At 57.6% G+C, this 19,478-nt stretch carries 13 protein-coding genes, 2 tRNA genes and 3 rRNA genes; 7 read left to right on the top strand and 11 right to left on the bottom strand.

The window, feature by feature from the left end:
* Window positions 1–128: 128 nt before the first annotated feature.
* The 7 genes from rrf to J3P82_RS03965 all read right to left on the bottom strand — a co-directional run bounded on the left by rrf (window position 129) and on the right by J3P82_RS03965 (window position 8,893).
* Window positions 129–244 (bottom strand): 5S ribosomal RNA (gene rrf, locus J3P82_RS03995).
* 160 nt (window positions 245–404) lie between these two features.
* A 23S ribosomal RNA gene (locus J3P82_RS03990) occupies window positions 405–3,296 on the bottom strand.
* A gap of 242 nt (window positions 3,297–3,538) precedes the next feature.
* A tRNA-Ala gene (locus tag J3P82_RS03985) sits at window positions 3,539–3,614 on the bottom strand.
* Window positions 3,615–3,624: 10 nt separating this feature from the next.
* Window positions 3,625–3,701: transfer RNA gene (locus J3P82_RS03980), tRNA-Ile, on the bottom strand.
* Between the two features lie 123 nt (window positions 3,702–3,824).
* A 16S ribosomal RNA gene (locus J3P82_RS03975) occupies window positions 3,825–5,361 on the bottom strand.
* Together the 16S, 23S and 5S rRNA genes with 2 tRNA genes alongside form the textbook arrangement of a ribosomal RNA operon.
* Window positions 5,362–5,986: 625 nt before the next feature.
* Window positions 5,987–7,480 carry a CoA-acylating methylmalonate-semialdehyde dehydrogenase gene (locus J3P82_RS03970; protein WP_434560880.1) on the bottom strand — a complete coding sequence of 498 codons (1,494 nt, stop codon included), beginning with the start codon at window positions 7,478–7,480 and terminating at the stop codon, window positions 5,987–5,989.
* Between the two features lie 63 nt (window positions 7,481–7,543).
* Window positions 7,544–8,893: an aspartate aminotransferase family protein gene (locus J3P82_RS03965; protein WP_434560878.1), complete on the bottom strand. Its 1,350-nt coding sequence runs from the start codon at window positions 8,891–8,893 to the stop codon at window positions 7,544–7,546.
* A gap of 122 nt (window positions 8,894–9,015) precedes the next feature.
* Between J3P82_RS03965 and J3P82_RS03960 the strand changes: the two genes are divergently transcribed.
* The 3 genes from J3P82_RS03960 to J3P82_RS03950 all read left to right on the top strand — a co-directional run bounded on the left by J3P82_RS03960 (window position 9,016) and on the right by J3P82_RS03950 (window position 11,292).
* Window positions 9,016–9,936: a LysR family transcriptional regulator gene (locus J3P82_RS03960; protein WP_434560876.1), complete on the top strand. Its 921-nt coding sequence runs from the start codon at window positions 9,016–9,018 to the stop codon at window positions 9,934–9,936.
* A gap of 105 nt (window positions 9,937–10,041) precedes the next feature.
* Window positions 10,042–10,692 (top strand): TetR/AcrR family transcriptional regulator, encoded by a 651-nt coding sequence (locus J3P82_RS03955; RefSeq protein ID WP_186613642.1) that lies wholly within the window; start codon window positions 10,042–10,044, stop codon window positions 10,690–10,692.
* A 6-nt stretch (window positions 10,693–10,698) separates the two neighbouring features.
* Window positions 10,699–11,292 carry an IMPACT family protein gene (locus J3P82_RS03950; RefSeq protein ID WP_434560874.1) on the top strand — a complete coding sequence of 198 codons (594 nt, stop codon included), beginning with the start codon at window positions 10,699–10,701 and terminating at the stop codon, window positions 11,290–11,292.
* Window positions 11,293–11,602: 310 nt separating this feature from the next.
* On the opposite strand, the gene J3P82_RS03945 is transcribed toward J3P82_RS03950, so the two are convergent.
* The gene (locus J3P82_RS03945) at window positions 11,603–12,052 is read right to left on the bottom strand and encodes a hypothetical protein (RefSeq protein WP_434560872.1); all 450 of its coding nucleotides are present in this window, start codon (window positions 12,050–12,052) and stop codon (window positions 11,603–11,605) included.
* Between the two features lie 84 nt (window positions 12,053–12,136).
* Between J3P82_RS03945 and J3P82_RS03940 the strand changes: the two genes are divergently transcribed.
* From J3P82_RS03940 to J3P82_RS03930, 3 genes are all read left to right on the top strand, one after another.
* A complete protein-coding gene (locus J3P82_RS03940) occupies window positions 12,137–12,487 on the top strand; it encodes a MerR family transcriptional regulator (RefSeq protein WP_434560870.1) in 351 nt (116 codons plus the stop codon).
* Window positions 12,488–12,510: 23 nt separating this feature from the next.
* Window positions 12,511–13,197: an SDR family oxidoreductase gene (locus J3P82_RS03935; protein WP_434560868.1), complete on the top strand. Its 687-nt coding sequence runs from the start codon at window positions 12,511–12,513 to the stop codon at window positions 13,195–13,197.
* Between the two features lie 148 nt (window positions 13,198–13,345).
* Window positions 13,346–14,704 carry an 8-oxoguanine deaminase gene (locus J3P82_RS03930; RefSeq protein WP_434560866.1) on the top strand — a complete coding sequence of 453 codons (1,359 nt, stop codon included), beginning with the start codon at window positions 13,346–13,348 and terminating at the stop codon, window positions 14,702–14,704.
* Between the two features lie 28 nt (window positions 14,705–14,732).
* On the opposite strand, the gene J3P82_RS03925 is transcribed toward J3P82_RS03930, so the two are convergent.
* On the bottom strand, window positions 14,733–15,824 hold the full coding sequence (locus tag J3P82_RS03925) for a calcium:proton antiporter (RefSeq protein ID WP_434560864.1): 1,092 nt from the start codon (window positions 15,822–15,824) through the stop codon (window positions 14,733–14,735).
* 187 nt (window positions 15,825–16,011) lie between these two features.
* Between J3P82_RS03925 and J3P82_RS03920 the strand changes: the two genes are divergently transcribed.
* Window positions 16,012–16,965, top strand: a complete 954-nt coding sequence (locus J3P82_RS03920; protein WP_434560862.1) for an adenosine deaminase — start codon at window positions 16,012–16,014, stop codon at window positions 16,963–16,965.
* A 142-nt stretch (window positions 16,966–17,107) separates the two neighbouring features.
* Here the strand turns inward: J3P82_RS03920 and J3P82_RS03915 are convergent, their stop codons facing one another.
* Window positions 17,108–18,484: an MFS transporter gene (locus J3P82_RS03915; protein WP_434560860.1), complete on the bottom strand. Its 1,377-nt coding sequence runs from the start codon at window positions 18,482–18,484 to the stop codon at window positions 17,108–17,110.
* A gap of 87 nt (window positions 18,485–18,571) precedes the next feature.
* On the bottom strand, window positions 18,572–19,306 hold the full coding sequence (locus J3P82_RS03910) for an ArsR/SmtB family transcription factor (RefSeq protein WP_434560858.1): 735 nt from the start codon (window positions 19,304–19,306) through the stop codon (window positions 18,572–18,574).
* Window positions 19,307–19,478 lie beyond the last annotated feature (172 nt).

Raw genomic sequence — 19,478 nt, 5'->3', positions numbered from 1 at the left:
TAGGGCAGAACCTTAGCACTGTCGGGTGGCTGTGACAGCCAGGACCTGTCCGTGTCTGTCGTAAGAACTTTCCTGCGGGCAAAACAAAACCCCTACCTGCATCAGCAGATAGGGGTTTCGGAATTTAATCTTGACGATGACCTACTCTCACATGGGGAAACCCCACACTACCATCGGCGATGCATCGTTTCACTGCTGAGTTCGGGATGGGATCAGGTGGTTCCAATGCTCTATGGTCGTCAAGAAATTCGGGTACTGAGTCGTGGCCGGCTGGCCTCGCTTCAGCAAATTGGGTATGTGATAGCTTCGGTGTTTTGTGAGATTCGAACTTTCGGTTCGTTTCGTCTTCACACACCGCAATCTGGCGCCCTGCGAGCAGGATCAGCAAATTGCTTGGGTGTTATATGGTCAAGCCTCACGGGCAATTAGTACAGGTTAGCTCAACGCCTCACAGCGCTTACACACCCTGCCTATCAACGTCGTAGTCTTCGACGGCCCTTCAGGGGACTCAAGGTCCCAGTGAGATCTCATCTTGAGGCAAGTTTCCCGCTTAGATGCTTTCAGCGGTTATCTTTCCCGAACATAGCTACCCGGCAATGCCACTGGCGTGACAACCGGAACACCAGAGGTTCGTCCACTCCGGTCCTCTCGTACTAGGAGCAGCCCCTCTCAAATCTCAAACGTCCACGGCAGATAGGGACCGAACTGTCTCACGACGTTCTAAACCCAGCTCGCGTACCACTTTAAATGGCGAACAGCCATACCCTTGGGACCGGCTTCAGCCCCAGGATGTGATGAGCCGACATCGAGGTGCCAAACACCGCCGTCGATATGAACTCTTGGGCGGTATCAGCCTGTTATCCCCGGAGTACCTTTTATCCGTTGAGCGATGGCCCTTCCATACAGAACCACCGGATCACTAAGACCTACTTTCGTACCTGCTCGACGTGTCTGTCTCGCAGTCAAGCGCGCTTTTGCCTTTATACTCTACGACCGATTTCCGACCGGTCTGAGCGCACCTTCGTACTCCTCCGTTACTCTTTAGGAGGAGACCGCCCCAGTCAAACTACCCACCATACACTGTCCTCGATCCGGATAACGGACCTGAGTTAGAACCTCAAAGTTGCCAGGGTGGTATTTCAAGGTTGGCTCCACGCGAACTGGCGTCCACGCTTCAAAGCCTCCCACCTATCCTACACAAGCAAATTCAAAGTCCAGTGCAAAGCTATAGTAAAGGTTCACGGGGTCTTTCCGTCTAGCCGCGGATACACTGCATCTTCACAGCGATTTCAATTTCACTGAGTCTCGGGTGGAGACAGCGCCGCCATCGTTACGCCATTCGTGCAGGTCGGAACTTACCCGACAAGGAATTTCGCTACCTTAGGACCGTTATAGTTACGGCCGCCGTTTACCGGGGCTTCGATCAAGAGCTTCGCGTTAGCTAACCCCATCAATTAACCTTCCGGCACCGGGCAGGCGTCACACCCTATACGTCCACTTTCGTGTTTGCAGAGTGCTGTGTTTTTAATAAACAGTCGCAGCGGCCTGGTATCTTCGACCGGCGTGGGCTTACGCAGCAAGTGCTTGACCCTCACCGGCGCACCTTCTCCCGAAGTTACGGTGCCATTTTGCCTAGTTCCTTCACCCGAGTTCTCTCAAGCGCCTTGGTATTCTCTACCCAACCACCTGTGTCGGTTTGGGGTACGGTTCCTGGTTACCTGAAGCTTAGAAGCTTTTCTTGGAAGCATGGCATCAACCACTTCGTCACCCAAAGGGTAACTCGTCATCAGCTCTCGGCCTTAAGATCCCGGATTTACCTAAGATCTCAGCCTACCACCTTAAACTTGGACAACCAACGCCAAGCTGGCCTAGCCTTCTCCGTCCCTCCATCGCAATAACCAGAAGTACAGGAATATTAACCTGTTTTCCATCGACTACGCTTTTCAGCCTCGCCTTAGGGACCGACTAACCCTGCGTCGATTAACGTTGCGCAGGAAACCTTGGTCTTTCGGCGTGGGTGTTTTTCACACCCATTGTCGTTACTCATGTCAGCATTCGCACTTCTGATACCTCCAGCAAGCTTCTCAACTCACCTTCACAGGCTTACAGAACGCTCCTCTACCGCATCACTTACGTGATACCCGTAGCTTCGGTGTATGGTTTGAGCCCCGTTACATCTTCCGCGCAGGCCGACTCGACTAGTGAGCTATTACGCTTTCTTTAAAGGGTGGCTGCTTCTAAGCCAACCTCCTAGCTGTCTAAGCCTTCCCACATCGTTTCCCACTTAACCATAACTTTGGGACCTTAGCTGACGGTCTGGGTTGTTTCCCTTTTCACGACGGACGTTAGCACCCGCCGTGTGTCTCCCATGCTCGGCACTTGTAGGTATTCGGAGTTTGCATCGGTTTGGTAAGTCGGGATGACCCCCTAGCCGAAACAGTGCTCTACCCCCTACAGTGATACATGAGGCGCTACCTAAATAGCTTTCGAGGAGAACCAGCTATCTCCGAGCTTGATTAGCCTTTCACTCCGATCCACAGGTCATCCGCTAACTTTTCAACGGTAGTCGGTTCGGTCCTCCAGTTAGTGTTACCCAACCTTCAACCTGCCCATGGATAGATCGCCCGGTTTCGGGTCTATTCCCAGCGACTAGACGCCCTATTAAGACTCGCTTTCGCTACGCCTCCCCTATTCGGTTAAGCTCGCCACTGAAAATAAGTCGCTGACCCATTATACAAAAGGTACGCAGTCACCCAACAAAGTGGGCTCCCACTGCTTGTACGCATACGGTTTCAGGATCTATTTCACTCCCCTCTCCGGGGTTCTTTTCGCCTTTCCCTCACGGTACTAGTTCACTATCGGTCAGTCAGTAGTATTTAGCCTTGGAGGATGGTCCCCCCATATTCAGACAAAGTTTCTCGTGCTCCGTCCTACTCGATTTCACTTCTAAGATCCTTTCGCGTACAGGGCTATCACCCACTATGGCCGCACTTTCCAGAGCGTTCCGCTAAAATCAAAGAAGCTTAAGGGCTAGTCCCCGTTCGCTCGCCACTACTAAGGGAATCTCGGTTGATTTCTTTTCCTCAGGGTACTTAGATGTTTCAGTTCCCCTGGTTCGCCTCTTGCACCTATGTATTCAGTACAAGATAACCATCTTATGATGGCTGGGTTCCCCCATTCAGACATCTCCGGATCACAGTCTGTTTGCCGACTCCCCGAAGCTTTTCGCAGGCTACCACGTCTTTCATCGCCTCTGACTGCCAAGGCATCCACCGTATGCGCTTCTTCACTTGACCATATAACCCCAAGCAATCTGGTTATACTGTGAAGACGACATTCGCCGAAAATTCGAATTCCTCAACTAAGAGAACTCACAAATTTTACCTTAGCCTGATCCGTTACCAGTGAAAGTAACGTCCAGTCTATCTTTCTATCACATACCCAAATTTTTAAAGAACGATCTAATCAAAAGACTAGAAATCAACATTCACCATCACGTCGATGGAATGCTCATTTCTAAGCTTTCAGAAGCAGTTTATGGTGGAGCCAAGCGGGATCGAACCGCTGACCTCCTGCGTGCAAGGCAGGCGCTCTCCCAGCTGAGCTATGGCCCCATTACAAAATTGGTGGGTCTGGGCAGATTCGAACTGCCGACCTCACCCTTATCAGGGGTGCGCTCTAACCAACTGAGCTACAGACCCAATTTCGAGCTTGTAACTGTTAGCTGTGAGCTATCAGCTTGGAGCTTAAAGCTGCTTCTATCGTCTTCTTCAATGAATCAAGCAATTCGTGTGGGAGCTCATGGAGCAGCTGCGGTCGTCGATTAAGGAGGTGATCCAGCCGCAGGTTCCCCTACGGCTACCTTGTTACGACTTCACCCCAGTCATGAATCACACCGTGGTAACCGTCCTCCCGAAGGTTAGACTAGCTACTTCTGGTGCAACCCACTCCCATGGTGTGACGGGCGGTGTGTACAAGGCCCGGGAACGTATTCACCGCGACATTCTGATTCGCGATTACTAGCGATTCCGACTTCACGCAGTCGAGTTGCAGACTGCGATCCGGACTACGATCGGTTTTGTGGGATTAGCTCCACCTCGCGGCTTGGCAACCCTCTGTACCGACCATTGTAGCACGTGTGTAGCCCAGGCCGTAAGGGCCATGATGACTTGACGTCATCCCCACCTTCCTCCGGTTTGTCACCGGCAGTCTCCTTAGAGTGCCCACCATAACGTGCTGGTAACTAAGGACAAGGGTTGCGCTCGTTACGGGACTTAACCCAACATCTCACGACACGAGCTGACGACAGCCATGCAGCACCTGTCTCAATGTTCCCGAAGGCACCAATCCATCTCTGGAAAGTTCATTGGATGTCAAGGCCTGGTAAGGTTCTTCGCGTTGCTTCGAATTAAACCACATGCTCCACCGCTTGTGCGGGCCCCCGTCAATTCATTTGAGTTTTAACCTTGCGGCCGTACTCCCCAGGCGGTCAACTTAATGCGTTAGCTGCGCCACTAAGAGCTCAAGGCTCCCAACGGCTAGTTGACATCGTTTACGGCGTGGACTACCAGGGTATCTAATCCTGTTTGCTCCCCACGCTTTCGCACCTCAGTGTCAGTATCAGTCCAGGTGGTCGCCTTCGCCACTGGTGTTCCTTCCTATATCTACGCATTTCACCGCTACACAGGAAATTCCACCACCCTCTACCATACTCTAGCTCGACAGTTTTGAATGCAGTTCCCAGGTTGAGCCCGGGGATTTCACATCCAACTTAACGAACCACCTACGCGCGCTTTACGCCCAGTAATTCCGATTAACGCTTGCACCCTCTGTATTACCGCGGCTGCTGGCACAGAGTTAGCCGGTGCTTATTCTGTCGGTAACGTCAAGACACCAACGTATTAGGTTAATGCCCTTCCTCCCAACTTAAAGTGCTTTACAATCCGAAGACCTTCTTCACACACGCGGCATGGCTGGATCAGGCTTTCGCCCATTGTCCAATATTCCCCACTGCTGCCTCCCGTAGGAGTCTGGACCGTGTCTCAGTTCCAGTGTGACTGATCATCCTCTCAGACCAGTTACGGATCGTCGCCTTGGTGAGCCATTACCCCACCAACTAGCTAATCCGACCTAGGCTCATCTGATAGCGCAAGGCCCGAAGGTCCCCTGCTTTCTCCCGTAGGACGTATGCGGTATTAGCGTCCGTTTCCGAGCGTTATCCCCCACTACCAGGCAGATTCCTAGGCATTACTCACCCGTCCGCCGCTCTCAAGAGGTGCAAGCACCTCTCTACCGCTCGACTTGCATGTGTTAGGCCTGCCGCCAGCGTTCAATCTGAGCCATGATCAAACTCTTCAGTTCAAACATCTTTGGGTTTTGAGAAAACCCTAAACTTGGCTCAGCAATCGTTGGTTACATCTTTGATTTCTCGCGGAGTAACTTGTGATGCTGATAATCTGTTGACTAGCAGTCTGACTCCACAAGCACCCACACGAATTGCTTGATTCAGTTGTTAAAGAGCGGTTGGCTGAGTCTTTCGTCTCAACCGAGGCGCGCATTCTACAGCGCCCCGTGCATCTGTCAAGCGGTTATTTTTAGAAGTTTTCAAAGTTTCCTTATCAACTTCAACCACTTGCGCTTTCGATCTCTCGTTAGCGGGAGGCGAATTCTACAGCGTTAGTCGCTGCTGTCAACACCTCTTTTTCTCCGCTTTCGACCGAAAAGATCGAACCGCCGATAGAGCCAAACAACGCCACTCTACCCGCTCCTTCCGTGCCTCGACGAACTGAAGCACGCTTACATCGAAACCTACTTAACTCGTTGAAACTCAAGGAGTTTTCCGTTTCGACTGCGCCGGAAGTGGGGCGAATTATAGACACCCAGGATTTGCCGTCAACCCTTTATTTCATAATTCTGTCATATCGGTCGAAAAGCTCCGCGAACACAGAGGCCTGCGTCCTAGGGCGCAGGCCTCCCAGCCATCCCCTTACAAGCTAGGGAAAGCGAACTGCGAAGCCTCGTGACTGGCGCGCTGTGGCCAGCGCTGGGTGATGGCCTTGCGGCGGGTATAGAAACGCACCCCGTCCGGACCGTAGGCATGCAAGTCGCCGAACAGCGAGCGCTTCCAACCACCAAAGCTGTGATAAGCGACAGGAACCGGCAGGGGAACGTTGACGCCGACCATCCCTACTTCAATCTCATCGCAAAACAACCGCGCTGCTTCACCATCCCGGGTAAAGATGCACGTGCCGTTGCCATACTCGTGATCGTTGATAAGTTGCATCGCCTCTTCCAGGCTGTTGACTCGGACGACGCACAATACCGGCCCGAAGATCTCTTCCTTATAGATGCGCATCTCAGGCATTACGCGATCAAACAGACAGCCCCCCAGGAAAAAGCCCTCTTCGTAGCCGCTCACACTCAAGCCACGGCCATCGACAACCAGCGAAGCCCCCGCCGCCACACCGTCTTCTATATAGCTACTGACTTTGTCGCGGTGTTGACCGGTCACAAGCGGCCCCATGTCCAGCCCGCAAGACGTCCCGGCGCCGATCTTCAACCCCTTGATTTGCGGCACCAACTTGGCCACCAGTGCATCCGCTACCTGGTCACCGACACACACCGCCACCGAAATCGCCATGCAACGTTCACCGCACGAACCGTATGCCGCGCCCATCAGTGCGCTGACGGCATTATCCAAATCTGCATCCGGCATCAGTACCGCATGGTTCTTGGCACCGCCCAGCGCCTGGACGCGCTTACCGCGCCGGGTACCCTCGGCATAGATGTACTCGGCAATCGGCGTCGAGCCGACAAAACTCAGCGCCTTCACCTCTGGCGCCTCGATCAACGCATCCACTGCCACCTTGTCGCCATGGATCACGCTCAGCACACCCTTGGGCAATCCCGCTTCCAGCAATAGCTGGGCGATCAACAGGGTGGAACTCGGGTCGCGCTCGGACGGCTTGAGAATGAAGCAATTGCCGCAGACGATCGCCAGCGGATACATCCACAGTGGCACCATCGCTGGAAAGTTGAACGGAGTGATACCCGCCACAACTCCCAGAGGCTGGAAGTCTGACCAGGCGTCGATGTTCGGTCCTACGTTGCGGCTGTATTCACCCTTCAGGATTTCCGGCGCTGCACAGGCAAACTCGACGTTTTCAATACCGCGCTTGAGTTCACCAGCGGCGTCCTCCAAGGTCTTGCCATGTTCTTCGCTGATCAGTTGGGCAATGCGCGACTCGTTCTGCTCCAACAACTGCTTGAAGCGAAACATTACTTGGGCACGCTTGGCCGCCGGCGTGTTGCGCCAGGCCGGAAAAGCCGCCTTGGCGGCATCGATGGCCTGCTGGACCGTGGCGCGATCCGCCAGCGGCACCTTATGGATAGCCTGGCCAGTGGATGGGTTGAAGACGTCGGCGGTGCGCGCGCTATCGCTCGACAGTTCGCCATTGATCAAATGCGGGATGAGGCTCATGAGGACTCCAGACAGTTCGGTCACCAGACGCCCGCTACAGGGCGCCTGTCTATAAAGAAGACATCAATCGATTTTATTCAACACTTCGCCGACTGCATCGAACAGACGATCCAGGTCCTGCGGCTTGCTGTTGAACGTCGGTCCGAACTGCAGGGTGTCACCGCCAAAGCGCACATAGAAACCGGCCTTCCACAGCGCCATGCCCGCCTCGAAAGGACGCACGATGGCATCACCATCGCGCGGCGCAATCTGGATCGCCCCGGCCAAGCCGTAGTTGCGAATATCGATGACGTTCTTCGAGCCCTTCAAACCATGCAAAGCGTTCTCGAAATGTGGCGCGACCTCGGCCACGCTTTGCACCAGGTTTTCTTTCTGCAACAAGTCCAGTGCCGCCAAGCCTGCCGCGCACGCCACTGGGTGCGCCGAGTACGTATAGCCATGGGGAAACTCGACGGCGTACTCAGGTGTCGCCTGGCTCATGAAGGTCTGGTAGATCTCGGAGCTGGCAATCACCGCACCCATGGGGATCGCGCCATTGGTGACTTGCTTGGCGATGCACATCAGGTCCGGAACCACGCCAAAGCTATCAGCGCCGAACATTGAACCGGTACGACCAAAACCGGTAATGACCTCGTCGAATACCAGCAGGATGTTGTGCTGATCGCAGATGTCCCGCAGGCGTTTCAGATATCCCTCCGGCGGCACCAATACTCCGGCAGACCCGGCCATCGGCTCGACAAATACCGCCGCGATATTGGAAGCGTCGTGCAGCTCGATCAACTTCAACAACTCATCGGCCAAAGCAATACCGCCTTCCTTGGGCATGCCACGCGAATAGGCATTGCTGGCGAGCAAAGTGTGGGGCAAATGATCGACATCCATCATGGCCTGGCCGAACAACTTGCGGTTGCCACTGACGCCGCCAAGGCTGGTGCCGGCAATGTTCACGCCGTGATAACCACGGGCGCGACCGATCATTTTGGTCTTGGTCGCCTGTCCCTTGAGGCGCCAATAGGCGCGGACCATCTTCACCGCGGTATCGGCGCACTCGGAACCGGAGTCGGTGAAGAACACATGGTCAAGATTGCCTGGGGTCAGGCTGGTGATTTTTTCCGCCAACTGGAACGACAGCGGATGCCCGTATTGGAAGCCCGGCGAGTAATCGAGCGTACCCAGCTGCTCGGCGACCGCTTCCTGGATTTCCTTGCGGGTGTGCCCGGCGCCGCACGTCCACAGGCCTGACAGCGAATCATAGACCTTGCGGCCCTTGTCATCGGTCAACCAACTGCCTTCGGCGGCAACGATCAGCCGAGGGTCGCGTTGGAAGTTGCGATTGGCCGTGTAGGGCATCCAGTGGGCATCCAGCTTGAGCTGGCTGGCCAGGGATCCGGGAGCGTGTTCGGGCATGTTCATCGACAAAACCTCGCAGGGCGTAAGCGGCATGAAGTCAGAAGCGTTCTTGCAGCTAAATTGCCACGGGGATAAAGTCGGTGAAATCCAACTTTTCTAACCTTCAGTCGGCAGATCACTAAACTATGAGCGTCCGTCGTTCCGATCCCCTGGCCCAAGTCAGCGACTTCGACATCCGCTTGCTGCGCATTTTCCGAAGCGTGGTGGAATGCGGGGGATTCTCTGCCGCCGAGACGGTACTCGGGATCGGCCGCTCAGCCATCAGCCAGCAGATGAATGATCTGGAACAGCGCCTCGGCCTGCGCCTATGCCAGCGCGGGCGCGCGGGGTTTTCCCTGACGGAAGAAGGCCGCGAAGTCTATCAATCAGCCCTGCAGTTATTGAGCGCGCTGGAAAGCTTTCGTACCGAGGTCAACGGTCTTCACCAGCACCTGCGCGGTGAATTGACCATCGGCCTGACGGACAACCTCGTCACTCTGCCCCATATGCGCATCACTCATGCCTTGGCCCAGTTGAAGGAGTGCGGGCCAGATGTGCAGATCCAGATCCGCATGATCGCTCCCAACGAAGTCGAGCAAGGCGTGCTCGACGGTCGCCTGCATGTCGGTGTAGTTCCCCAGGCCAGCGCTCTTTCCGGCCTCGAATATCAACCGCTCTACAGCGAACGCTCACTGCTGTACTGCGCGGTGGGACATCCGCTGTTTTATGTCGACGACCAGCAGCTTGAAGATGCGCGTCTCGACAGCCAGGACGCCATCGCCCCGACCTTTCGCCTGCCCACCGAAATCCAGGCTCATTACCAGGCGCTCAATTGCACCGCCAGCGCCTCGGACCGCGAAGGCATGGCGTTCCTGATTCTCACCGGGCGTTTTATCGGTTACCTGCCGGATCACTACGCCAATCTGTGGGTCCAGCAAGGCCGGCTGCGAGCACTCAAACCCTTGGCGCGCTTCTACGATTTGAGCCTGGCATCGGTCACGCGCAAGGGTCGTCGCCCGCACCTGGTACTGGAAAGCTTCCTCGAAAGCCTGGCGGCGACCCGCTGAGATTTCTCCAACGCATGGCTTTTATAGCGGTGGCACTTGTCGGATCGGCACCGGTGCGCTATGAACGCATTTGCTCGCTCCCACAGACCCAGCCCGGAAACGTCCATGACCTTTGAAGTTCCCGCCCATGGTGGCAAGCCTACCGGCCGCATTCGTCAAAAGAATGAAGAGACTATCCTCAGGGCCGCCGAGGATGAGTTCGCCCGGCACGGTTTCAAGGGCACCAGCATGAACACCATCGCCGTGAAAGCCGGATTACCCAAGGCGAACCTGCATTACTATTTCACCAACAAGCTCGGGCTCTACGTGGCGGTGCTGAGCAACATCATTCAGTTGTGGGACAGCACGTTCAACTCTCTGACGGCCGAGGATGATCCGGCACAGGCTTTGACCCGCTATATACGCGCCAAGATGGAGTTTTCCCGGCAGCATCCCCAGGCGTCGCGGATCTTTGCCATGGAGGTAATCAGCGGCGGCGAATGCCTGAGCGAATATTTCAACCAAGACTATCGCGCTTGGTTCAAGGGCCGGGCAGCGGTGTTCCAAGCGTGGATCGATGCGGGCAAAATGGATCCGGTCGATCCGGTGCACCTTATCTTCCTGCTGTGGGGCAGCACCCAACATTACGCCGATTTCGCCACGCAGATCTGCCGCGTGACCGGACGCAGCAAGTTGACCAAGCAAGACATGATCGATGCCGGCGACAACTTGATCCGCATCATCCTCAAAGGCTGCGGCCTGACACCAGACCTCTAGGATTCCATGCCTTATACCCTCGCCGGCTTTTGCGAATACCGAGAAGAAATCCGCAAGAGCCGATTCATTACCTTCGCGGCCCCCATCACCAGCCCCGCCGAGGCCCAGGCCTTTATCGAACAGCACAGCGACCCTGATGCCACGCATAACTGCTGGGCGTGGAAACTGGGTGACCAGTACCGCAGCAACGACGACGGCGAGCCGGGCGGCACCGCCGGGCGCCCTATCCTCGCCGCCATCCAGGCCCAGGATTGCGACCAGGTCGTGGTGCTGGTCATACGCTGGTACGGCGGAGTCCAGTTGGGCACCGGAGGCCTGGCTCGCGCCTACGGCGGTGGCGCCAATAAATGCCTGCAAAACGCCGATAAGATCCAGTTGATCAGCCGCGTGGCGCTGCGCTGTATCTGCGGGTTCGCGGAGCTGGCCCTGGTGAAGCTGCGGATAGCCGAATGCGGTGGCCTGGTCCACACCGAGGAGTTCACCGCCAACGGCGTGAAACTCCAATTAGCGGTGGGTGAAGAGCACATTGAAAGCCTGCAAGCGCGACTGGCCGACTTGAGCCGCGGACAGATATTGCTGGAGCGCCAACACGCCACATGATGCCCAATGCAGCCACCAGACTTGCCCACACCCGCTGTGCACCCGCCTGTGGATAACCTGGGCGCACTACGCTGTAACCCTTTTGTCATGCGGCTTTCCGAGCATTGTTCATTTTTCATACAAAAAATGCCGACCAAGTCGAATCCCATCAAAAAACAACTGCTTGCAGTGCTTTAGCACCTTTAGAAGAAAGCTGGACCGGGCTTATGCCTGAGTTTCAACCTTGCGCACAATAACTGTGGAGCAACCTGTGGATAACCCGTTCATGGCCTCAACGGCCCCAAGAACAGCATGGGTTGCAGCCGCTTGCTCATTTTTTAACCAGACATGACGAGACAACCGGTTCATGTTGGGCGGTGAGCGCTTCATCCCGAACGGGCAATAGTTGCGCTACGCCCCATACCAGCTCAAAAAACAGGAAAAACCACAGCACGGCACTGGCACCGTGTAACAGCGCATAAAGCTGCCAAACCGAAAACAGGAACCGCGCCGCCGCGTCGTAACGACCATAGATCGACAGAGGATGACGAATCCGCAAGACCGCCCATACGCAGACAATCGAGCCCAAGAGATTCGCCATCAATAAATGCATCGGCTCGAACGGCGGCAGCTGGCCTGGCAGGTTGAACAGTCGGCTGACGCTTTCCAGCAGACCGTGCAGCGCGACAAAACTCCACGGCGTGATAAACGCAGCCGTGACAATCAGGTCGTAGCAAGCACTGGCCCGAACCAATCGACGATATTGCGCAGAAGTCCACATTCACTTTGCTCCAGATAATCGGGAAGCAAAGAGGCTAAAGCCTGGAGTATGCTCGAGGGTCAAGCGCCTTCTCGGAGACCCACGATGCGTATCGGTGAACTGGCCCAGGCCTGTGCCGTCAGCCGCGACACGCTGCGTTTCTATGAGCAGCGAGGCCTGATCGCAGCGCAACGCACCGCCAACGGCTATCGCGACTATCCCGCCGACATGGTGCAACTGGTGCTCTATATCAAGACGGCCCAACGCCTGGGCTTTACCCTTGGCGAAATCGGCAACAGCGTGGCCGCCCTGTGGCATGCCCCGGATCCGGACGTCGCCGTGACGCAATTGCTACACGACAAGCTGAACCTGATCGAAACCCGCATGACCGAACTCGACGCGTTGCGTCACGAGCTGAAACAACGGCTCGGGCAACGTTGTCCATTAAATCCGTGACTTTTTCTTTCAAGGAAGCATTCATGAATTCGGCAAAAAACGCATTGGTCATCGGCGCCTCCCGAGGCCTGGGCCTGGGTCTGGTAAAGACGCTTCTGAGCGATGGCTGGAACGTGATCGCCACCGTGCGCAACCCGCAGAACGCGCAAGCCTTGAAGGCGTTGGGCCCGGTGCGGATTGAAAGGCTCGACATGGACGACCAACAAGCTGTCATCGCCTTGAGTCAGCAGCTCAAGGATCAAATCTTTGACCTGTTGTTCGTCAATGCCGGCGTCAAGGGGCCGGAAAACCAAGCCCCTGGAGGCGCAACACTGGCCGAAGTGGGGCAGTTGTTCTACACCAACGCGGTGGCACCCATTAATCTCGCCCAGCGCTTCGTCGGTCAGATCCGCGACGGCAGCGGCGTGCTGGCGTTCATGAGTTCGGTGCTGGGTAGCGTGACCATGCCCGATGCGCCAGAACTGGCGCTGTACAAGGCAAGCAAGGCCGCGCTCAACTCCATGACCAACAGTTTTGTCGGCCAATTGGGCGACAAGGCATTGACTGTGCTGTCGCTGCATCCGGGCTGGGTGAAGACTGACATGGGCGGTGAAGGTGCCGACCTGGACGTGGAGACCAGTACCCGCGGGCTGATCGACCAGGTCAATGCCTATGCCGCCAAGGGTGGGCATCACTTCGTCAATTACAAAGGCGAAACGATTCCCTGGTAACCCGAACGCGTTCTCGGTCGGGCACTGGATAAGTGCCCGCCAACCTGAGTAAACTCCGAACCTCGCTGTTCCCCGGCGACCCTGGATCAGCAGACAGGGCATCACTGAGCTGGCTAACCTGAACCCACTTTCAGAGGAGCCGGCCACCATGCCTGCGACCCGTACCTGGTTAAAAAATCCCCTCGCCATTTTCACCGGCAACGGCCTCGATGCCCGTGGCGGTCTCGTCCTGCAGGACGGTGTGATCATCGAACTGCTGCGCGCCGGGCAACGTCCCGCGCAACCTTGCGACAGCGTGTTCGACGCTCGCGAACATGTGATCCTGCCGGGACTGATCAACACCCACCATCATTTCTACCAGACCCTGACTCGCGCCTGGGCGCCCGTGGTAAGCGAACCGTTGTTCCCCTGGCTGAAAACCCTCTACCCCGTGTGGGCGCGGCTGACCCCGGCAAAACTCGCGCTGGCAAGCAAAGTGGCGTTGGCTGAGCTGTTGTTGTCGGGCTGCACCACGGCGGCCGACCACCACTATCTGTTTCCCGAAGGCCTGGAAAACGCCATCGACGTGCAGGTAGAAACAGTCCGTGAACTGGGCATGCGCGCAATGCTGACCCGCGGTTCCATGAGCCTGGGCGAAGCGGACGGAGGTTTGCCGCCGCAGCAGACCGTGCAGCAGGGCGAGGTGATTCTCGACGACAGCCAGCGGCTGATTGCTCAATACCACGAGCGCGGTGACGGCGCGCGAATCCAGATCGCCCTGGCGCCCTGCTCGCCGTTTTCCGTCACGCCCGAGATCATGCATGCCAGCGCCGAACTGGCGGAAAAACTCGACGTGCGCCTGCACACGCATTTGGCCGAAACCCTCGACGAAGAAGACTTCTGCCTGCAACGTTTCGGCCTGCGCACGGTGGACTATCTGGACAGTGTCGGCTGGCTCGGCCCCCGCACCTGGCTGGCCCATGGCATCCATTTCAACCCTGACGAAATCACCCGCCTTGGCGCCGCCGGGACCGGCATCTGCCATTGCCCCAGCTCCAACATGCGCCTGGCCTCGGGCATCTGTCCGACGCTTGAGCTGACCGACGCCGGCGCACCGCTGGGCCTGGGCGTGGACGGCTCGGCATCCAACGATGCCTCGAACATGATCCTCGAAACCCGCCAGGCGCTATACATCCAGCGCCTGCGCTATGGCGCGCAAGCGATCACACCGGAGCGCGTGCTCGGCTGGGCGACCCGGGGTTCGGCGCAACTGCTGGGGCGCAGCGACATCGGTGAATTGGCGGTGGGCAAACAGGCCGACCTGGCGCTGTTCAAACTGGATGAACTGCGCTTCTCCGGCAGTCATGACCCGATTTCAGCGCTGCTGCTATGCGGCGCCGACCGGGCGGATCGAGTGATGATCGCCGGGCAATGGCGAGTGATTGACGGGCAGGTCGAGGGGCTGGACCTGAAGGGACTGATTGCCGACCACAGCCAAGCGGCGCGGGAGCTGATCGCAGCCTCCTGATCCCGCCCATAAGGGGGTTGCCCGGGCGTTAAAGTCCCAGCAACGACAACATGATAAAAGTCGCAAAGAGCACAAAGTGAGTCATCCCTTCGATGGCGTTGGTTTCGCCATCGTTGAGGTTGATGGCGCTGACGATCAGGGTGATGAAGATCATCACCGTCTGCACCGGGGTCATCGCCATCTGGAAAGGCTGGCCGGTGTAAAGCGCCATGGCTTCCATCACCGGCACGGTCAGGATCACGGTGGACAGCGACGCCCCCAGCGCGATGTTGACCACCGACTGCATGCGATTGGCGAGGGCTGCGCGCAAGGCAGTGAGAATCTCCGGTGCAGCGGAGATGGCCGCCACCAGGATCGCCGTCACCACCGGCGGCGCGCCCGAGCCTTCCAGCCCCAGGTCGATGGCCTTGGACATGACTTCGGCCAGCGCACCGATGACCACCACGCCAAACACCAGGGCACTGATGGAAAACGCCAGGCTGATGGGCTTCGGCTCGTTTTCTACCGGCTCTTTCCTGCGACGTTTTTCCGGATAGCTGTAGCTGAAGAAATAACTGTGGGGCCCCACCTGCATGCGCACGAACAACGTATACAACACGATCATCGCACCGATGGTGAATGCCGAATAATGCTTCCAATTTTCTTGCGGTATGAACTCCGGCACCACCATCGATACCCCCATGGCGGTGAGGATCATCACACTGTAGGTGCGTGCCGAATCGTCGTTATAGACCTGCTCGCCATGCTTGAGACCGCCCATCAACGCCGCCAGCCCGAGAATACCGTTGATGTCGAGCATGACCGCTGAATAAATCGTGTCCCGCACCAGGGTCGGCGACGCCTCGTTGCTCATCATGATCGCCAGGATCACGACTTCCACCAGCACCGCGGACAAGGTCAAAATCATGGTGCCGTAGGGATCGCCAACCTTTTCCGCCAACAGCTCAGCGTGGTGAGCGACACGCATGGAGGCGGAAACGATAAAACCGATCAGCACCAATCCACCGACCAGCGCCACGACCCGCCCGCTACCCAGCAGCCAATGCTCCAACGGATAAGCGACGAATGCAGCAAGCAGCGCCAGTAACAACAGTTTTTCTTGCTTGATCAACGTGAACATCGTGGGCCTGTCGCCATGGATGGGTCATGAGCTACTAGACTGTGACGTGCCGGGAACGTTTCCTCCAGATGTGACGTAGCTGTCCTCCAGGCATGAACACTTAGTGGATCAGCCGGTCAGGTTTTACCCGACATCGGCGCCCGTCCCTGTAGAATGCCCGCCATCGATTCGCTGATGAGAAAAACACATGTACGACTGGCTTAACGCCCTGCCCAAGGCTGAACTGCATTTGCATCTGGAAGGCTCGCTGGAGCCCGAGCTGTTGTTCGCCCTGGCCGAGCGCAACAAGATCGCCTTGCCCTGGAATGACGTGGACACCCTGCGCCAGGCCTATGCCTTCAACAACCTGCAGGAGTTTCTCGACCTGTATTACCAGGGCGCCGATGTACTGCGCACGTCCCAGGATTTCTACGACCTGACCTGGGCCTATCTGCTGCGCTGCAAGGCACAGAACGTCATCCACACGGAACCGTTCTTCGATCCGCAGACCCACACCGACCGAGGCATTCCATTCGAAGTGGTGCTCAACGGCATCGCCGCCGCGCTCAAGGACGGCGAGCAACAGCTGGGGATCTCCAGCGGCTTGATCCTGAGTTTCCTGCGCCACCTGAGCGAAGAACAGGCCGAAAAAACCCTCGACCAAGCCCTGCCGTTTCGCGATGCGTTCGTCGCCGTGGGCCTGGACAGTTCGGAGATGGGTCATCCACCGAGCAAGTTCCAGCGGGTGTTCGATCGTGCTCGCCATGAGGGTTTCCTGACCGTCGCCCACGCAGGCGAGGAAGGCCCACCCGAGTACATCTGGGAGGCGCTTGACCTGCTGAAGATCCAGCGCATCGACCATGGTGTCCGGGCGATTGAAGACGAGCGGCTGATGCAGCGGATCATCGACGAACAGATCCCCTTGACGGTGTGCCCGTTGTCCAACACCAAGCTGTGCGTGTTCGACGACATGTCGCAGCACAATATTCTCGACATGCTCGAGCGCGGCGTGAAGGTAACGGTCAACTCCGATGACCCGGCGTACTTCGGCGGCTACGTCACCGAAAACTTCCACGCGCTGCATACCCATTTGGGAATGACCCAGGACCAGGCCAAGCGGCTCGCGCAGAACAGCTTGGATGCGCGACTGGTGAAACCTTAAGTCATGTGCCGTTGGTTACTGGAACATCTGTGGCGAGGGAGCTTGCTCCCGCTCGAGCGCGAAGCGCTCGCAATCGGTGAATAGGGTTTGACGAGGGGCTGCAACGCAGCCCAGCGGGAGCAAGCTCCCTCGCCACAGGGTGTTATCGTCCCCCCTCGCTCAACTCTTCCAGCGTCTTGCCCCGCGTCTCCATGCCAAACAACCAGACCACGCCCGCCGCCACGGCAAAGCACAGTGCGCCGAGGGCGAACACGCCGCCCTGGCCGGTGATAGGAAATACCAGTCCGGTCACCATGGGCCCGAGCAGGGAACCGATGCGCCCGACCGCCGAGGCGAAGCCCGAACCGGTGGCTCGGGCTGAGGTGGGATAGAGCTCCGGCGTATAGGTGTAGAGCACCGCCCACATGCCGAACAGGAAGAACTGCATCAGCAGACCGGTACCGATCAGCAAGCCGATGTTGCCGCCGAACACCGCGCTCTGGCCGTAAAGAAACGCCATCGCCCCGCCGCCCAGCAACGTGGTGACGCACACCGGCTTGCGTCCCCAACGTTCCACCAGCCACGCCGCCATCAGGAAACCGGGGATCCCGCCGAGGGAAATCAGCACGGTGTAATACACCGATTGGGTCACGGCGAATCCCGACTGCTGCAACAACGCGCTGAGCCAGGACGTCAGGCCATAGAAACCGAGCAAGGCAAAGAACCAGACACTCCAGATCATCATCGTGCGCTGGCGGTACAGCGGTGACCAGATCTGCGTCAGGGCCGAGAAGAAATTGCCGGGAACGCTGGCCAGCCTTGGCAGGCGAATCGGCTCAGGCAAGTCGCGCCCTCCCAGCGAAACCCGGACCTTCTCTTCGATCCGCTTAAGCACGGCATCCGCCTCGTCACCTCGACCAGCCTGTTCAAGCCAACGCGGCGATTCTGGAATGAAAAAACGAATCGCCAAGACGAACACCGCCGGCACCGCCAGTACCAGGAAGATGTCCCGCCAGCCAATCACGGGGAGCAGAAAATAAGACAGCACCCCGGCCGCCACGAAGCCCAGCGGCCAAAAGCCGTCCATCAGGGCGATGTAACGCCCTCGGCGCTTCGCAGGAATCAGCTCCGAGAGCATCGATTGGGCAATCGGGAATTCCATGCCCATGCCGACACCCAGCAGGACCCGAAACAGCGTCAAGGTCTCGACGTCCTGAGCGGTGGAGCACAGGTAACTGGCAATCCCCCACAGCACGATGCTCCATTGGAACACCGGTTTGCGGCCAAAACGATCGGCCAACATGCCCGACAACGAAGCCCCCACCACCATGCCAAAGAAGCTGGAGCTGGCAAGCAACCCAGCCTGGGCGGAGCTCAGGCCGAACTCGGCTTTGATCGAGCCCAGCAGGAACGTCATCATTGCCAGGTCCATGGAGTCGAAGAAAAAAGCCAAGGCGATAATGATGAAAATGACCCGGTGGTAGCCGCTGATGGGCAACCGTTCCAGTCTTTCCGCTGCACTGTAGGCGTGAGTGTCCATGTTGCGCTCCCCAATCCGATAGAACCCCGGACCGAGTGTGCGCGAACCTCGCAGGCGGCTATTGCTGATTGCGACCTGTCTACCGCCCTAGAGCGCCATTTCCATAGTCTCCTGCCTGGCGAACCGATGGATTTCCTGTTGACCAAGCGCCGTTACTTGCAAGGCCCTTGAGTCATTGGGCAGGCTCAGCCAGCCGGACTGCATGAACAATTGCAGCAGCGCCGCCCCCAGCGCGCCCCCCAGGTGCGGACGCCGCTCGCTCCAATCGGGGCAGGCGCAAGCAACCCGGGCGTTGCGATGGGCCAGTGCCTGGATAAACAGGCCGCGTCCGGCCAACTGATTGGCGCCTTTGTGGGTCACTATCACCCGCTGCTCACATTGCTCAAGCCACCCGGCATCCAATAGCTGCTGATACAGGTCCGCCGCCAGCGTGCCCCCCAGATGGTCATCGCAAAGCCTGGCGCGCATCAACGAAGCGGGAGCCGTCGGCGCCTTGGTGGCCAGCAGGCCGCGCTTGAAGACGTCCGGAACCTGTCGCGGCGTACTGGCGAGGGTTGCGCTCGCCAGCGCCTCGACGGCTGCGCCAATCTCGGGCGCCGCCAGGCGAAAGAAGCGCTTGCGTCCGCGAACTTCAACTTTCAACAGGCCCCCGGTGAAAAGGCGTCCCAGGTGGGCGTTGGCCGAGGATGGCGAAAGCCCAGCCAGCAAAGCCAATTCGTCGGCTTGTCGGGCGGTGCCATCCATTAACGCCCACATCATTGCGCTGCGCTTCGGGTCGGCCAGCAGCGTGGCAATCTGGCTGATGCAAGGTGCATGTTCCATGTATTCACTCCCTGTTGAATCATTCGTCTACTGCTTTGGGGCATGTTGACCCGTAAGAAGGTGCCGCCCAAAGCGGCTGACCGCCTGGATGGCCGGCATGCCCGTCCGGGCGTCGCCTTGTGCCGGCGGAGACAGCGGGGTCCAAATTGTTAGTCGCCATCCTCGTTGCCGC

The organism is Pseudomonas sp. Z4-20, assembly GCF_051131955.1.
Lineage (GTDB): Bacteria > Pseudomonadota > Gammaproteobacteria > Pseudomonadales > Pseudomonadaceae > Aquipseudomonas > Aquipseudomonas marvdashtae.
The sequence above is the reverse complement of the archived record's forward strand: the minus strand, read 5'-3'. Positions and strand labels throughout refer to the sequence as shown.

Excerpts from the sequence above, each read along its gene's own strand:
- J3P82_RS03970 (WP_434560880.1), bottom strand. The coding sequence starts at position 7,480 with ATGAGCCTCATCCCGCATTTGATCAATGGCGAACTGTCGAGCGATAGC.
- J3P82_RS03965 (WP_434560878.1), bottom strand. The coding sequence starts at position 8,893 with ATGAACATGCCCGAACACGCTCCCGGATCCCTGGCCAGCCAGCTCAAG.
- J3P82_RS03960 (WP_434560876.1), top strand. The coding sequence starts at position 9,016 with ATGAGCGTCCGTCGTTCCGATCCCCTGGCCCAAGTCAGCGACTTCGAC.
- J3P82_RS03955 (WP_186613642.1), top strand. The coding sequence starts at position 10,042 with ATGACCTTTGAAGTTCCCGCCCATGGTGGCAAGCCTACCGGCCGCATT.
- J3P82_RS03950 (WP_434560874.1), top strand. The coding sequence starts at position 10,699 with ATGCCTTATACCCTCGCCGGCTTTTGCGAATACCGAGAAGAAATCCGC.
- J3P82_RS03945 (WP_434560872.1), bottom strand. The coding sequence starts at position 12,052 with ATGTGGACTTCTGCGCAATATCGTCGATTGGTTCGGGCCAGTGCTTGC.
- J3P82_RS03940 (WP_434560870.1), top strand. The coding sequence starts at position 12,137 with ATGCGTATCGGTGAACTGGCCCAGGCCTGTGCCGTCAGCCGCGACACG.
- J3P82_RS03935 (WP_434560868.1), top strand. The coding sequence starts at position 12,511 with ATGAATTCGGCAAAAAACGCATTGGTCATCGGCGCCTCCCGAGGCCTG.
- J3P82_RS03930 (WP_434560866.1), top strand. The coding sequence starts at position 13,346 with ATGCCTGCGACCCGTACCTGGTTAAAAAATCCCCTCGCCATTTTCACC.
- J3P82_RS03925 (WP_434560864.1), bottom strand. The coding sequence starts at position 15,824 with ATGTTCACGTTGATCAAGCAAGAAAAACTGTTGTTACTGGCGCTGCTT.
- J3P82_RS03920 (WP_434560862.1), top strand. The coding sequence starts at position 16,012 with ATGTACGACTGGCTTAACGCCCTGCCCAAGGCTGAACTGCATTTGCAT.
- J3P82_RS03915 (WP_434560860.1), bottom strand. The coding sequence starts at position 18,484 with ATGGACACTCACGCCTACAGTGCAGCGGAAAGACTGGAACGGTTGCCC.
- J3P82_RS03910 (WP_434560858.1), bottom strand. The coding sequence starts at position 19,306 with ATGGAACATGCACCTTGCATCAGCCAGATTGCCACGCTGCTGGCCGAC.